This is a genomic window from Streptomyces ruber (assembly GCF_014648075.1).
Classification (GTDB): Bacteria; Actinomycetota; Actinomycetes; order Streptomycetales; family Streptomycetaceae; genus Streptomyces; species Streptomyces ruber.
Genome location: NZ_BMQK01000018.1, coordinates 18,672 through 32,295 on the forward strand (window position 1 = coordinate 18,672; position 13,624 = coordinate 32,295).

The following is a 13,624-nucleotide window of genomic DNA, read 5'->3' on the forward strand; positions in this document are numbered from 1 at the left end:
ACGGATGGGTGACATGCCCGGCGGGATGCGGGAGCTGTATCCCTTCCTCTACGAGCGGCACGCCGATGCCGACACCGTGGTCGCCGAGGTGGCGGACGCCGTCCGGGAGAAGGCCGCCGAGATCACGGCACTCCGGCGGGGTGTCGCGCACGGCTGTGCGCCGCGGATCGCCGCGTGCGCCGAAGCCATGGCGGAGCGGTTCGCAGCCGGGGGGCGTCTGTTCGTCTTCGGCAACGGCGGAAGCAGTACCGACGCCCAGGGCCTCGCCACCGTGTTCCTGCATCCGCCGGCCGGCTTCCGGGTCCTGCCCGCGCTCTCACTGACCAGCGACGCGGCTGTCGTGACCGCGCTGTCCAACGACGTCGGTTTCGAAGCCGTCTTCGCGCGCCAGCTGGCGGCCCTGGCGCAGCCCGGAGACATCGCCGTCGGGCTGTCGACCAGCGGGGGCTCCGCGAACGTGGGGGCGGCCCTCCAGGTGGCGGCCGGGCGCGGCCTGCTCACCGTCGGCATGGCGGGCCACCACGGCGGACTGCTGGCCGAACTCGACGCCCTGGACCATCTCTTCGTCATCCCGTCCGCTTCGGTCCACCGCATCCAGGAGGCGCAGACGACCGTGTACCACACCCTGTGGGAACTCACTCAGCTGAGGCTGCGCGCGGCACGGCCGACCTGCGGTGATACACGATGAGCCGTCCTGCCGCGACTGACGGGAAATCCACGGAGGCCGACGACCTCGTGGTCCACCTGCTGTGGATCAACGCCGGGCTCAGCTGCGACGGCGACTCGGTCGCGCTCACGGCCGCCACCCAGCCGAGCATCGAGGAGATCGCGCTGGGTGCCCTGCCGGGACTGCCGAAGGTCGCCCTGCACTGGCCGCTGCTGGACTACGAGTGCGGACCGGACGGCGGGGCCGACGCCTTCATCGACTGGTTCCACCGGGCCGGCCGCGGCGAGCTGGAGCCGTTCGTCCTGGTCGTCGAGGGCTCCGTACCGAACGAGGCGATCAAGCGGGAGGGGTACTGGAGCGGGTTCGGCATCGACCCGGCGACAGGTCAGCCCATCACCGTGTGCGAGTGGCTGGACCGGCTGGCGCCCAAGGCCACCGTGGTGCTCGCGGCGGGTACCTGCGCCGCGTACGGAGGCGTGCACGCGATGGCCGGCAATCCGACCGGCGCCATGGGCGTGCCCGACTATCTGGGCTGGGACTGGCGGTCGAAGGCGGACGTCCCGATCGTGTGCGTGCCGGGCTGCCCGGTCCAGCCCGACAACCTCTCCGAGACCATCGTCCACCTGCTCTACCAGATCGCCGGCCGGGCCCCCGCGATCCCGCTGGACGAGAACCTCCGTCCCGCCTGGCTGTTCGACCGGACCGTGCACGAGGGCTGCAGTCTGGCCGGCTACTACGAGCAGGGCGACTTCTCCGCCGTGTTCGGTCAGGACAGATGCCTGGTCAAGATCGGCTGCTGGGGCCCCGCGGTGAAGTGCAACGTGCCCAAACGCGGGTGGATCAACGGAGTCGGCGGCTGCCCCAATGTCGGAGGCATCTGCATCGCGTGCACCATGCCCGGCTTCCCCGACCGGTTCATGCCCTTCATGGACCAGCCGTCCGGCCTGCACACCCCGGAAACGGACGAGGGGCTGTACGGGATCCTCATCCGCACCCTCCGCGGCCTGACCCTGCACGACGTCGAGAAGGAACCGGAGTGGCGCCGCAGGGGCCACGAGCTGACCACGGGCTACGAGCCCCCCTGGGAAGGAAGGGACGGACATGGGTGACGACGGTCTGGTCGAGATGGCGTGGGACCCCATCACCCGCATCGTGGGCAGCCTGGGAATCCACACGAAGATCGACTTCGGGCGCGGCCGGGTGGCCGAGTGCTACAGCACCTCGTCGGTCTTCCGCGGCTACAGCGTCTTCATGCAGGGGAAGGACCCCCGGGACGCGCACTTCATCACCAGCCGCATCTGCGGCATCTGCGGGGACAACCACTCCACGTGCTCGGTGTACGCGCAGAACATGGCCTACGGCGTCCGGCCGCCGGCCCTGGGGGAGTGGATCCTCAACCTCGGCGAGGCCGCCGAGTACATGTTCGACCACAACCTCTTCCAGGAGAACCTGGTCGGCGTGGACTACTGCGAACGCATGGTCCGCGAGACCAACCCGGGTGTGTACGAACTCGCCGAACGCACCGAGGCTCCCCACGCGGCCGAGCACGGCCACCGGACCATCGCGTCCATCATGCGCTCGCTCAATCCGCTCCAGGGCGAGTTCTACCGGGAGGCGCTCCAGGTCAGCCGCTCCACGAGGGAGATGTTCTGCCTGATGGAGGGGCGGCACGTGCACCCGTCGACCGTCTATCCGGGCGGTGTCAGCACCGTCGCCACGGTGCAGCTGTTCACCGACTACCTCACCCGCCTGATGCGCTACGTCGAGTTCATGAAGAAGGTCGTGCCCCTGCACGACGACCTGTTCGACTTCATCTACCAGGCCATGCCCGGGTACGAGGAGGTCGGCCGGCGCAGAGTGCTGCTCGGCTGCTGGGGCGCCCTCAACGACCCCGCGCACTGCGACTTCCGCTACCGCACCATGGCGGACTGGGGGCGCAGGATGTTCGTGACCCCGGGCGTGGTGGTCGACGGCCGCCTGGTGACCAGCAACCTGGTGGACATCAACCTCGGCATCCGCATCCTGCTCGGCAGCTCCTTCTACCAGGACTGGGACGACGGGGAGCCGTTCGTCACCGAGGACCCGCTGGGCAACCCGGTCGACCAGCGGCACCCTTGGAACCAGCGCACGGTCCCGCGGCCGCAGAAGCGCGACTTCGCGGACAAGTACAGCTGGGTGATGTCCCCCCGGTGGTTCGACGGAAGCGAGCACCTGGCGCTGGACACCGGCGGCGGCCCGCTGGCCCGGCTGTGGTCGACGGCACTGTCCGGTCTGGTCGACACCGGCCATCTCAAGGCCACGGGACACAGCGTCCTCATCCACCTGCCACGCACCGTCACCAAGCCCGAGGTCACCTTCGAGTGGAAGATCCCGGAGCACAACGGACAGCCGCTGAGCAACACCATCGAACGCAACCGGGCCCGCACCTACTTCCAGGCGTACGCGGCCGCGGCGGCACTGCACTTCGCCGAACAGGCGCTGTACGAGGTACGAGCCGGGCGGACCGCGACCTGGACGCCCTTCGAGGTGCCCGACGAAGCCGTCAGCTGCGGATTCAGCGAGGCGGTCCGAGGCGCTCTCTCCCACCACATGGTGATCAGAGACGGCCTGATCGCCAACTACCACCCCTATCCGCCCACGCCGTGGAACGCCAGTGCGCGCGACGTCCACGGCACTCCGGGGCCGTACGAGGACGCGGTGCAGAACACACCGATCTTCGAGGAGAACCCGCCGGAGACCTTCAAAGGCATCGACATCATGCGGACCGTACGCAGCTTCGACCCATGCCTGCCCTGCGGCGTCCATATGCACCTCGGCGCGGGCCGGGTGCTGCAGAAAACGCACTCGCCCACCGTCTACGGCGGGAGCTGAACCATGGACGCACTGCGGGAGACCGAAGCCCGAGTGGCGCAGCTCGTCGCACAGCTCTCCGCGACGCCGCGGGTGGGTGAACGCGCCGAAGAACTCGTACGGCTGCTGATGCGGCTGTACGGGGCCGGTCTCGCCCGGATCACCGGGGTGCTGCCCCCCGACACGGTGGCGCGGCTGGCCGCCGACGATCTCGTGGGCAGCCTGCTGATCCTCCATGATCTGCACCCGAGCTCCACCGCGGAGCGGATCGGGAAGGCCCTCGACCAGGCCCGGCATCGACTGGCGACGCACGCGGCGGACCTCGAGCTGCTCGGTGTGGAGGAAGGCGACGAAGGGGATGTCGTACGGGTCCTGCTGCGGGAGGAGCGCAGCGGCTGCCCCTCCTCCGTCGCCGAGGAGGTGATCGAGCGCGCTGTCCTGACGGCGGCGCCCGAGATCGCCGCGGTCCGGGTGCAGCGCCCGCCCCGGGAGCCGGACCTGCTGCAGATCCTGCCCGGTCCGCCGCGGGAGGATCCCGCGGCGCCTCGCCGGGAGGCGCGGCGGTGACCGCGCGAGGCGGTCTGCGCCGGTACCTCGGGCCGCCCGTCGACGGCAGCGGCCGGACGGCGCGCTGCGAACTGTGCGACGCCGCCCTCGACGCCGGGCACGGCCACGCCGTGGACCTGGACGACCGGGGCCTGCTGTGCGTCTGCCGGGCGTGCCGGCTGCTGCTCGCCCAGCGAGGCGACAGGAGCGAGAGCACAGGCACGGCTCGTGGGCGGTACCGCACCGTCCCGGACCGGTACCACTACGCTCCCGGACTCGCTCCCACCACCGCACAGTGGGAGGAACTGCAGATCCCGGTCGGTATCTGCTTCCTTCTGCGCAACTCCCGTCTGGACCGCCTGGTGGCGTTCTTCCCCAGTCCCGCCGGGGCCACCGAGATGCCGCTGCCGGACGTCAGCTGGCAACGGATCCTGGGGGCCGGACCGGACGTCGTCGCACCGGCCGACGACGTCGAGGCGCTGCTCCTGCGACGCCGGAAGGCCGACGTCGAGTGCGCGCTGGTCCCCGTCGACGCGTGCTACCGGCTCGTGGGGAAGCTGCGGCTGCACTGGACGGGGTTCGGCGGTGGCGCCCGGGTCCACAGCGAGCTGGACGCTTTCTTCACGAGCCTGCGCGAGCGGGGCAGGCCATGACCGGTGACAGTGGCGGCGCCTCACCCGTCCGGCCGCCGACGGGGTTCGAGCGGGCCCGCGCCGTGGCGGACGCCGTCCTCTTCGAGGGATACGTCCTGTACCCCTACCGGGCGTCCGCGCCCAAGAACCGGCTGCGCTGGCAGTTCGGGGTGCTGGCCCCGCCGGGCGCGGACCCGTCGGAGACCTCCCACGCGCAGACCGAGTGCCTGCTCGTGTCGCGGAACGCCGCGCCGGACGTCGTCGTGCGGGTCAGGTTCCTGCAGATCCAGCGGCGATACGCAAGCGCACCGGAGGAACAGCCCTGGGACGAGGGCGTGGTGCGGGAGATCGACGCGGGCGCGTCCCTCGTGCCCGGCGTCACCATGACCGTCCCCTTCGAGGTTCCCGGAGCGGAGGAGGAGGGGCGCCGCCGGTGGGATCTGTCCGGCGTCCTGCGGATGCGTGCCGACCGCCTGCCAGGCCCGTACGACCTGCTCAAAGTACGGGTCCGCGTGGAGAACCGCACCGTCGGCCCCGTGACGCCGCGGCCGGAGATGCTGTGCCGCTCCCTCGCCGGCACGCACACGCTCCTCGCGGCCGTCCAGGGCCGCTTCCTCTCCCTGACCGACCCGCCCGCGTGGGCCGCGGCCGCCGCCGCCGGATGCGACAACCAGCACGCCTGGCCCGTGCTGATCGACGACAGCACACTCCTCTCCGCGCCGATCATCCTGGGCGACCGTCCGCGGATCGCTCCGGAGAGCCCCGTCGACCTGCACGACGGGACGGAGATCGACGAACTGCTGACGCTGCGCACGATGACCCTCACCGACGCGGAGAAGGACGAGGCCAGGAGAACCGATGAGCGAGCCGCGGCGATCATCGAGCACGCCGAGGCGGTCACGCCCGCCGTGCTGGAGCGGTTGCACGGCGTACTGCGCGGCCCGCGCCGCCCGGAAGCCGACGCGGGGACCGACACGGGGTGTGGGAGTCCCGCCACCGGTCGCCCCGTACGCCCGCCGGGCGGTGCCGTGCGGGTGTCCGGCGGCTGGGCCGGTCCGGGTGCGCGGGTGCGGCTGCGCCCCGGCGAGCGGCGCGCCGACGCGCAGGACATGTTCCTGCGCGACCGCACCGCACGGGTGGCAGCGGTCCTGGAGGATGTCGACGGCAGAACGCACCTGGCCGTGACCCTGGACGACGACCCGGCCGCGGACCTGCATGAATCCGTCGGCCGTCACTGGTACTTCGCGCCCGACGAGGTGGAGCTGCTGTGAGGGTGATGGTCGCGGGCGTGGGCAACGTCCTCCGCCGGGACGACGGCTTCGGCGTGGAGGTCGCCCGGCGGCTGGCCGGGGTGCCGTTGCCGCGGGGGACGCGGGTGGCGGACTACGGCATCCGCGGCGTGCACCTCGCGTACGAGCTGATGGCCGGCTATGACGGCCTGATCCTCGTCGACGCGATGCGGTGCGGAGAACCTCCGGGCACGGTGTGCGTCCTGGACCCCGAACGGCCCGGCGGCACCCGGGAGACCGCGGAGGTGGCCGCGGTGCCCATGGACGCGCACGACATGGGGCCCGAGGCAGTGCTCGTGCTGCTGGACCGGCTGGGCGTGCGCCTGCCGTGGGTGCTCGTCGTGGGCTGCGAACCCGCGGAGCTGGGCGAGGGGATGGGGCTCAGCGCCGCCGCTTCCGCAGCGGTGGGGGAGGCCGTGCGGCTCGTACGGCAGCTGCTGGACGAGCGGGTGACAGAGGTGACAGACGTGACGGAGAAGGGAACGGGGCGCCGTGCATGAGGTCGGGTTGTGCGAAGAGATCCTTCGGGCGGTGGAACGCCGGGCGCGGGGACGCCGGGTCACCGGGGTCACGGTGCGGATCGGAAGCCTGCACGCGGTGGTCGAACCGGCCCTGGCGCAGTCCTTCGAGCTGGTGGCGCAGGGCAGCGTCGCCGACGGCGCCGGCATCGAGCTCGTCACGGTGCCCGGCGACGAGTTCACCCTCCAGTCCATCACGCTCACGCAGCAGGCAGCGGACCAGGCAGCGGCGGACCAGGGAGCGGCGGATGTGCCTCGGCATCCCGGGTGAGGTCGTCGAACTCCTCACCGACCAGCCGGACCTGGCCCAGGTCGAGGTGAGCGGCGTGCGCCGGGCCATCAATATCGCGCTGCTCGAAGAGGAGGGCGTCGCGCCCGGCGACTGGATCCTCATCCATGTCGGGTTCGCCCTGTCAAAGATCGACGAAGCGGAGGCGCGGGCCGCCATGGAGTTCCTCGAACAGATGGGCGCCGCCTACGACGACGAGATCGACGCACTGAAGGAGTCGGGAGACGGCTGATGCGCTATGTCGACGAGTACCGAGACGCCGGCAAGGCCCGCGCCCTGGCCGCAAGAATCGCCGAGCTGTGTGATCCGGGCCGCACGTACACCTTCATGGAGGTGTGCGGCGGGCACACGTACACCATCTACAAGCACGGCATCGAGGACCACCTCCCGGACAACGTCCGCCTCGTGCACGGACCGGGCTGTCCCGTCTGCGTGATCCCGATGGGCCGGGTCGACGACGCCCTCCACATCGCCGGGCAGCCGGACGTCATCATGACCTCGTTCGGGGACATGATGCGGGTCCCCGGGGGCAGCGCCTCGTTCCTCGACGCCAAGGCCGCGGGCGCGGACATCCGCATGGTCTACTCGCCGCTCGACGCGCTGAAGATCGCCCGGCGGAACCCCGGACGGCGGGTGGTGTTCATGGCCATCGGCTTCGAGACGACCACGCCCTCGACCGCGATGACCGTGCTGCGGGCCGCGGACGAAGGACTCGACAACTTCTCGGTCTTCTGCAACCACGTCACGATCATCCCGGCGATCAAGGCGATCCTCGACTCGCCCGATCTGCGTCTGGACGGGTTCATCGGCCCCGGCCACGTGTCCACGGTCATCGGCTGCCGGCCGTACGAGTTCATCGCGGCCGAGTACGGCCGTCCGCTGGTCGTCGCCGGGTTCGAGCCCCTGGACATCCTTCAGTCGATCCATCTGCTCCTGACCCAGCTCGCGGAGGACCGCGTGGCCGTGGAGAACCAGTACGGCCGGGTCGTGCCCTGGGACGGCAACGGCAAGGCGCTGCACGTCTTGAGCCAGGTGATGGAGGTGCGCCCGCACTTCGAATGGCGCGGCCTCGGCTTCATCTCCCACTCCGCGCTGCGGCTGAGGGAGGCGTACGCCGCGTACGACGCGGAGCGGATCTTCGACCTGCCGGGGGTCCGGGTCGCCGACCCCAAGTCGTGCCAGTGCGGCGAGGTGCTCAAGGGCGTGCTCAAGCCGTGGCAGTGCAAGGTCTTCGGCACCGCGTGCACTCCCGAGACACCGATCGGCACCTGCATGGTCTCCTCCGAGGGAGCGTGCGCGGCGTACTACAACTTCGGCCGGTTCGACCGGGCCGGGGTGCGGGAGGCGATCCGGTCATGACCACGGGGCGCAGGGCGTCGCGGCCCGCACCCGGCGAGGAAGAGGTGCTGCGGCGCATCGAACGGGCACACCGTCGCAAGCCCCGGATGCGGGACGAGCGCATCACGCTCGCGCACGGCGCGGGCGGCAAGGCCACGCAGACGCTGATCGAGGCCGTCTTCCTCACCGCCTTCCACAACCCGGTGCTGGCACGTCTGGAGGACCAGGCGGTGCTCACGGTGGGAGGGGCTCGACTGGCCTTCACCACCGACTCCTACGTGGTCTCCCCGCTCTTCTTCCCCGGTGGCGACATCGGTGACCTCGCCGTGAACGGGACGGTGAACGACCTGGCCATGGCCGGGGCGCGCCCGCTCCACCTCTCGGCCGGCTTCATCCTCGAAGAGGGGTTCCCCGTCGCGGACCTGACCCGCATCGCCGCCTCCATGGCCGAGGCGGCCGCCGCGGCGGAGGTCGACATCGTCACGGGCGACACCAAGGTCGTGGAGCGCGGCAAGGCCGACGGCTGCTACATCACCACCGCCGGAGTGGGCGTGCTGGAACACGGCTTCGCTCTCGGCGCCGGGCTGGCGCGGCCCGGTGACGCCGTCCTGGTCTCCGGGCCGATCGGCGAACACGGCACCACCGTCCTGCTGGCCCGGGGCGACCTGGACATCGCAAGCGAACTCACGTCGGACACCGCGCCGTTGGCGGGCCTGGTGGCGGCGCTGCTCGACGCCTGCGGCGGCGGTGTACGGTGCCTGCGCGACGCCACCCGCGGCGGCGTGGCCACGGTGCTCAACGAGATCGCGCGCGCCTCCGACGTCGCGGTCGTCCTCGACGAGGCCGCCGTACCGGTCCGGCCCGAGGTACGGGGGGCCGCGGAGCTGCTCGGCATCGATCCGCTCTACATCGCCTGCGAGGGCCGGATGGTCGCCGTCGTGGACGCCGCCGACGCCGAGGCGTCGCTGGGCGCGTTGCGCGCGCACCCGCTCGGCGAGCAGGCCGCGGTCATCGGCCACGTGGTCGCGGAACCGGCCCCGCTGGTGCTGTGCAGGACCGGGTTCGGCGGTACCCGCATCGTCGATGTGCTCATCGGCGATCCGCTGCCGCGTATCTGCTGAGGACCGGCCCGGGGACGGTGGTCAGGAGGACGCCGGTCCGAGGGCACCCGCGGCGTCGAGCGCGGCGGCGACCGCGACCTGCCCCAGGCTGATGCCGCCGTCGTTCGGCGGCACACGGCGGTGTGTGAGCACCTCGAAGCCGTGCCGTCGGAGCGCCGGGACGGTGCGGTCGACGAGCAGCGCGTTCTGAAAGACACCGCCGGAGAGGGCGACGACGCCGATACCGGTGGTCTCGCGCAACCGGCGACTGACCTCGACGATGACGCGGGCGAGGCTGTTGTGGAAACGGGCGGCGATGGTCCCGGTGGCGGTTCCCGCACGCAGGTCGTCGACCACCGCACGGACCAGATCCGCGCCGTCGATCCGGCCGCCGTCGATCCGTACGGCGTAGTCGTCCCGAACCGACGGGTCGGCGCTCTCCTCCAGCTCGGCCGCCGCCTGCCCCTCATGGTCCACGGTGTCGCGGATCCCCAGGATCGCGGCGACCGCGTCGAACAGCCGGCCCACACTGGAGGTGAGGGGCGAGTTCACCCCGGACCGGGCCACCGCCCGCACCTTCTCCCAGCGGTCACCGTGCCGACGGCGTACGGACGGACCGCCCTCACGTCCGCCGTACTCCTCCCCGCACGCGTCCAGGTACGCGACGGCCATCCGCCACGGCTCCCTGATCGCGGCCGTCCCCCCGGGCAGCGGAACGGGAACGAAGTGGGCCGCGCGGCGGAAACCGCACAGATCGGCGACCAGGAACTCGCCACCCCACAGCGTGCCGTCGGTGCCGTACCCCAGCCCGTCGAAGGCCACGCCGATGACCGGTCCGCGCATCTCGTTGTCGGCCAGGCAGGAGGCGATGTGCGCGTGATGGTGCTGCACGCCGACCAGCTCCGCACCGGTCGCCTCGGCGAGGTCGTACGCGTACTTCGAGGACAGGTACTCCGGATGCGGATCGTGGGCGATCAGCGCGGGCTCGATGCCGAAGAGCCGCTGGAAGTGGGCGACACCCTCGACGAAGGACCGCAACGTCTCATGGTTCTCCAGATCTCCCAGATGCGGGGACAGCACGGCGGTGCGGTCCTCGGCGAGGCAGAAGGTGTTCTTCAGCTCCGCTCCGCAGCCCAGGACCGGGCGCGGTGCGGGTGCGGTGAGGGACAGCGGCTCAGGCGCATAGCCGCGCGCACGGCGTACGGGGATCGCCCTGCCCGCGCGCACGCGGATCACGGAGTCGTCGGTACGGGCGTGGATCGGCCGGTCATGGCTGAGGAACGCGTCGGCGATCCCGGCGAGGCCCGCGAAGGCGTCGGCATCGCGGAAAGCGAGGGGCTCGTCGCTCACGTTGCCACTGGTCAGGACGTACGGTCCGGTCAGCTCGGCGGACAGCAACAGGTGAAGTGGGGTGTAGGGGAGCAGCAGCCCGAGATCGCGGCGGCCCGGGGCCACCGCCGCCGCGAGAGGAGTTTCCCCGGCTTCCTCCCGGCGGGGCAGCAGCACGATGGGACGGCGTACGCCCGTGAGCAGCTCCCGGCCGGCCGGGCCGACCTCGCACAGGCGCTCCGCCGCGAGCAGGTCGGGCACCATGACCGCGAAGGGCTTGCCGGCGCGGTGCTTGCGGGAGCGCAGCGCGCGGACGGCCGTCTCGTTCCCGGCGTCCACCGCGAGGTGGTATCCGCCGAGTCCCTTGACGGCGAGGATCCGGCCGGCCCGCAGCAGACCGGCGGCCCCGGCCAGCGGGTCCCCGTGGAGCGCGGCGCCGGAGGAGTCGACGAGCCGGAGAGCCGGGCCACAGGCCGGACAGCACAGCGGTTGCGCGTGGAAACGCCGGTCGGACGGATCGTGGTATTCGTCCGCGCAGGCGGGACACATCGTGAACTCCGCCATCGTCGTCCGGACCCGGTCGTAGGGCGTGCCCCGGACGACCGTGAAGCGCGGTCCGCAGTTGGTGCAGTTGATGAAGGGGTACCGAAAGCGCCGGTCGGCCGGTGCGAAGAGCTCACGCGTGCAGTCGGCACAGGTGGCGATGTCCGGGCAGACCAGGGCCCCGCGCCCGCCCGCCACCCTCTCACCACCGGTGCCGCACGCAGGGCCGCCGTCGGTGGTGCCGCGACTGGCGGCAATGGTGAATCCGGCGTCGGGAGTCCCCTCCACGGGCACGGGCTCCGCGCTGACGCGCTCGATCACGGCCAGCGGCGGAGCCTCCTCCTCCAGCGTCCGCCGGAACCGCCGCACGGCGTCCGCGGCACCCTCCACCTCGATGAGGACTCCGGCGTCGTCGTTGGCGACCAGACCGGAGAGCGCGTACCGACCGGCGGCCGCATGGACGAAGGGCCGGAACCCGACCCCTTGCACGATGCCTTCGACACGGAACCTGACCCGTGAGCGCTCGCTGTCCATGCCGCCCATCGTGGTACGCGGTCAGCCGTCGCACGGGCCATGTGCGCATTCCGCAAGAAGTACCACCAGTACTGCATTACCACCGATCCTTTGGCGGACGGTCCGTACCGTGTGCCGACCGAAGCGGCCTCCGACTCCTGCGCTCAGGAACAGCCAGTACCTTCGCGGTGAAGCCGAAGCCCCGGACAGGGACCGGCCGGCGTCGCACAAGCACACGGGCACCGATTCACTGCCATGACAGAAGCGCGCAGCACATTGGTCAGGATCGGTCAGTTGCAATCCGCAACGCCGAATTCCGCCTCCCGCAGGGCACAGGCCAGCAACTTCGGCACATCACATCCGCGTTGACCGACAGCGCTGACACACTGCACTCAGCTCATCGGGGCTCCGTTGGATGTCTCCGGTTCGCATCCCTCAGGGAATGGAACGCCGTTGTGATGGCAGATCACCGCCACGCTTCCCTCAGCCTCCCGAGCGACTCCGCGTCGGTCCGCGGAGCGCGTACGTATGTCGCGGACGTGCTGTCCGAGTGGGGCCTGCCGGACGAAGCCGAGACCATCCACGGCGTGCAGCTGATCGTCTCCGAACTCGCCACCAACGCCGTGCAGCACACCTGTGGCCGGTCGCCCACCTTCACTGTGCACCTGCGACTCGACGAGGACAGGAAGCTGCACATCGGCGTGACCGACAGCCATCCGCGCTGGCCGCAGCGGCTCCCCGCCGCCGTACAGCAGGACAACGGCCGCGGCATGCTCATCGTCCGCACGCTGACCGCGGAGTTCGCCGGCTCCGTGTCCGTCGTCCCCACCGAAGAAGGCGGCAAGACCGTGCGGGTCACTTTCCCCTGGCCCGCCCTGCCGCCCAACGAGTAACCACTCCTCGCCTCCCCTTCTCGCTCAACCACCCCGCTCCGGCGAGGAACACCGGACAGCGCTGGGCAGGGCTCGAAACGCCCGGGGACTGCTCGCCGCGGCCTGGCGACGAACGGCAGGTGGCTCCCGTACAGGTATCACCTGACGGTCCGCTCGGAGTGCCGTGTACGCAGGACTCCCCGGCAGCGCAGCGCGATCACTGAGGACGATGGGGACCTTGAGCTGGATGTGAGCGCGGACGATGAGGTCGCGGCAGTCGGTCCGGGCGAAGCTGTTACGCCCGGTGCCGCGATGCTTGCGGTGGCGGCGGGGCCGGTAGATCAGCCGGGCGGGCTCGCCCGGCCGGTAGCAGCACAGGGCGGCGATCGAGTAGCGGGGGATGCCGCCTTGGCCAGCCCGGCGAGAGCGGTTCGGGCGCGCTTGCTTCCACACCACGAGCGTGTCGAACTCGGCCGCCGCCGGTTGCCTCCCACACCTGCGCTCGCCGCTTCCAAAAGGGTCGCCACAGGGCGAGCCCCCGTGCGTAGCTCTTGAGGTGTTGAGCAGCCCTGCGGGAGCGGCGCGCGGGGTACGTCGGTCCGTGGCGGCGCTGATTCGGTGTCCGAGTCGACGGGGTTCGCCGTGTGCGAGCCGTTGTCCGACGGCTTCTGCAGGCGTCCGTCCATGGGAGACGTGGCCGAACGAACGCGCTTCTGCCCGTGTTCCGGGGGGCGGGCCGGCGACGCTGGGGGAGAAACCGGGTGATGTTCCCCGTAGTCGGCCCGCGAAGACCTCCCGGGCCATGGGCGGCCGTCCGCGGACCAGGGGCAGCGCCCGCTTGCTTCCATAGGGACGGATAGGGTGACGCCGTCAGCGACACGTGTGGAAGGACGACGGACATGGCGGACATAGTGGAGACGGCGGCGCGCAAGGTCTTCGAACGCTACGACGTGGACGGGGACGGCCTGGTCACCGCGGACGAGTACCGGAAGGTCGTGGCGGAGCTGGAGGGCTCCGAGATCACCGAGTCCGAGGCCCGGGAACTGATCGATTCGCTGGACGTCGACGGTGACAGCCGGATGTCCTTCGAGGAGTTCTGGGCAGCCATGAATCGCTGACTTCGCCGACTCTGCAGGCG

The 13,624-nt window shown here is 71.1% G+C and carries 14 protein-coding genes and 1 pseudogene; 13 read left to right on the forward strand and 2 right to left on the reverse strand.

Annotated features, from left to right (window positions below; translation table 11 throughout):
- Positions 1-4 precede the first annotated feature (4 nt).
- Genes IEZ04_RS28570 through hypE form a run of 11 tightly spaced genes read left to right on the forward strand, consistent with a single transcriptional unit; the run spans position 5 to position 9,250 of the window.
- On the forward strand, positions 5-688 hold the full coding sequence (locus IEZ04_RS28570; protein WP_189219876.1) for a D-sedoheptulose-7-phosphate isomerase: 684 nt from the start codon (positions 5-7) through the stop codon (positions 686-688).
- Positions 685-1,776, forward strand: coding sequence for an NADH-quinone oxidoreductase subunit B family protein (locus tag IEZ04_RS28575; protein ID WP_189219877.1), 1,092 nt, complete (start codon positions 685-687; stop codon positions 1,774-1,776). Before IEZ04_RS28570 ends, IEZ04_RS28575 begins: the two co-directional genes overlap by 4 nt.
- Positions 1,769-3,538: a nickel-dependent hydrogenase large subunit gene (locus IEZ04_RS28580; protein ID WP_189219878.1), complete on the forward strand. Its 1,770-nt coding sequence runs from the start codon at positions 1,769-1,771 to the stop codon at positions 3,536-3,538. Before IEZ04_RS28575 ends, IEZ04_RS28580 begins: the two co-directional genes overlap by 8 nt.
- A 3-nt stretch (positions 3,539-3,541) precedes the next feature.
- A complete protein-coding gene (locus tag IEZ04_RS28585; RefSeq protein ID WP_189219879.1) occupies positions 3,542-4,084 on the forward strand; it encodes a NifU-related iron-sulfur-binding protein in 543 nt (180 codons plus the stop codon).
- A complete protein-coding gene (locus IEZ04_RS28590; protein ID WP_229821330.1) occupies positions 4,081-4,716 on the forward strand; it encodes a DUF5947 family protein in 636 nt (211 codons plus the stop codon). The genes IEZ04_RS28585 and IEZ04_RS28590 overlap by 4 nt, the downstream gene beginning before the upstream one ends.
- Positions 4,713-5,966, forward strand: coding sequence for a hypothetical protein (locus IEZ04_RS28595; RefSeq protein ID WP_189219880.1), 1,254 nt, complete (start codon positions 4,713-4,715; stop codon positions 5,964-5,966). Before IEZ04_RS28590 ends, IEZ04_RS28595 begins: the two co-directional genes overlap by 4 nt.
- Positions 5,967-5,971: 5 nt before the next feature.
- Complete coding sequence (locus tag IEZ04_RS28600; protein WP_189219970.1) at positions 5,972-6,484, forward strand: hydrogenase maturation protease; 513 nt, start codon at positions 5,972-5,974, stop codon at positions 6,482-6,484.
- A 31-nt stretch (positions 6,485-6,515) separates the two neighbouring features.
- Positions 6,516-6,773, forward strand: coding sequence for a hydrogenase maturation nickel metallochaperone HypA (locus IEZ04_RS28605; RefSeq protein WP_189219881.1), 258 nt, complete (start codon positions 6,516-6,518; stop codon positions 6,771-6,773).
- The gene (locus IEZ04_RS28610) at positions 6,751-7,023 is read left to right on the forward strand and encodes a HypC/HybG/HupF family hydrogenase formation chaperone (RefSeq protein ID WP_189219882.1); all 273 of its coding nucleotides are present in this window, start codon (positions 6,751-6,753) and stop codon (positions 7,021-7,023) included. The genes IEZ04_RS28605 and IEZ04_RS28610 overlap by 23 nt, the downstream gene beginning before the upstream one ends.
- Positions 7,023-8,150, forward strand: a complete 1,128-nt coding sequence (gene hypD / locus IEZ04_RS28615) for a hydrogenase formation protein HypD (RefSeq protein WP_189219883.1) — start codon at positions 7,023-7,025, stop codon at positions 8,148-8,150. Before IEZ04_RS28610 ends, hypD begins: the two co-directional genes overlap by 1 nt.
- The gene (hypE, locus tag IEZ04_RS28620) at positions 8,147-9,250 is read left to right on the forward strand and encodes a hydrogenase expression/formation protein HypE (RefSeq protein WP_189219884.1); all 1,104 of its coding nucleotides are present in this window, start codon (positions 8,147-8,149) and stop codon (positions 9,248-9,250) included. Before hypD ends, hypE begins: the two co-directional genes overlap by 4 nt.
- A gap of 21 nt (positions 9,251-9,271) precedes the next feature.
- Here hypE and hypF read toward each other — a convergent pair whose 3' ends face one another.
- A complete protein-coding gene (hypF, locus tag IEZ04_RS28625) occupies positions 9,272-11,635 on the reverse strand; it encodes a carbamoyltransferase HypF (protein WP_229821331.1) in 2,364 nt (787 codons plus the stop codon).
- Positions 11,636-12,072: 437 nt separating this feature from the next.
- Between hypF and IEZ04_RS28630 the strand changes: the two genes are divergently transcribed.
- Positions 12,073-12,507, forward strand: coding sequence for an ATP-binding protein (locus tag IEZ04_RS28630; protein WP_189219886.1), 435 nt, complete (start codon positions 12,073-12,075; stop codon positions 12,505-12,507).
- Positions 12,508-12,708: 201 nt separating this feature from the next.
- Here IEZ04_RS28630 and IEZ04_RS36270 read toward each other — a convergent pair.
- Positions 12,709-12,882, reverse strand: a pseudogene (locus IEZ04_RS36270) (IS630 family transposase); the annotation flags it as partial.
- A 503-nt stretch (positions 12,883-13,385) separates the two neighbouring features.
- Between IEZ04_RS36270 and IEZ04_RS28635 the strand changes: the two are divergent.
- Entirely contained in the window at positions 13,386-13,604 is a 219-nt protein-coding gene (locus IEZ04_RS28635) for an EF-hand domain-containing protein (RefSeq protein ID WP_189219887.1), read from the forward strand.
- Positions 13,605-13,624 lie beyond the last annotated feature (20 nt).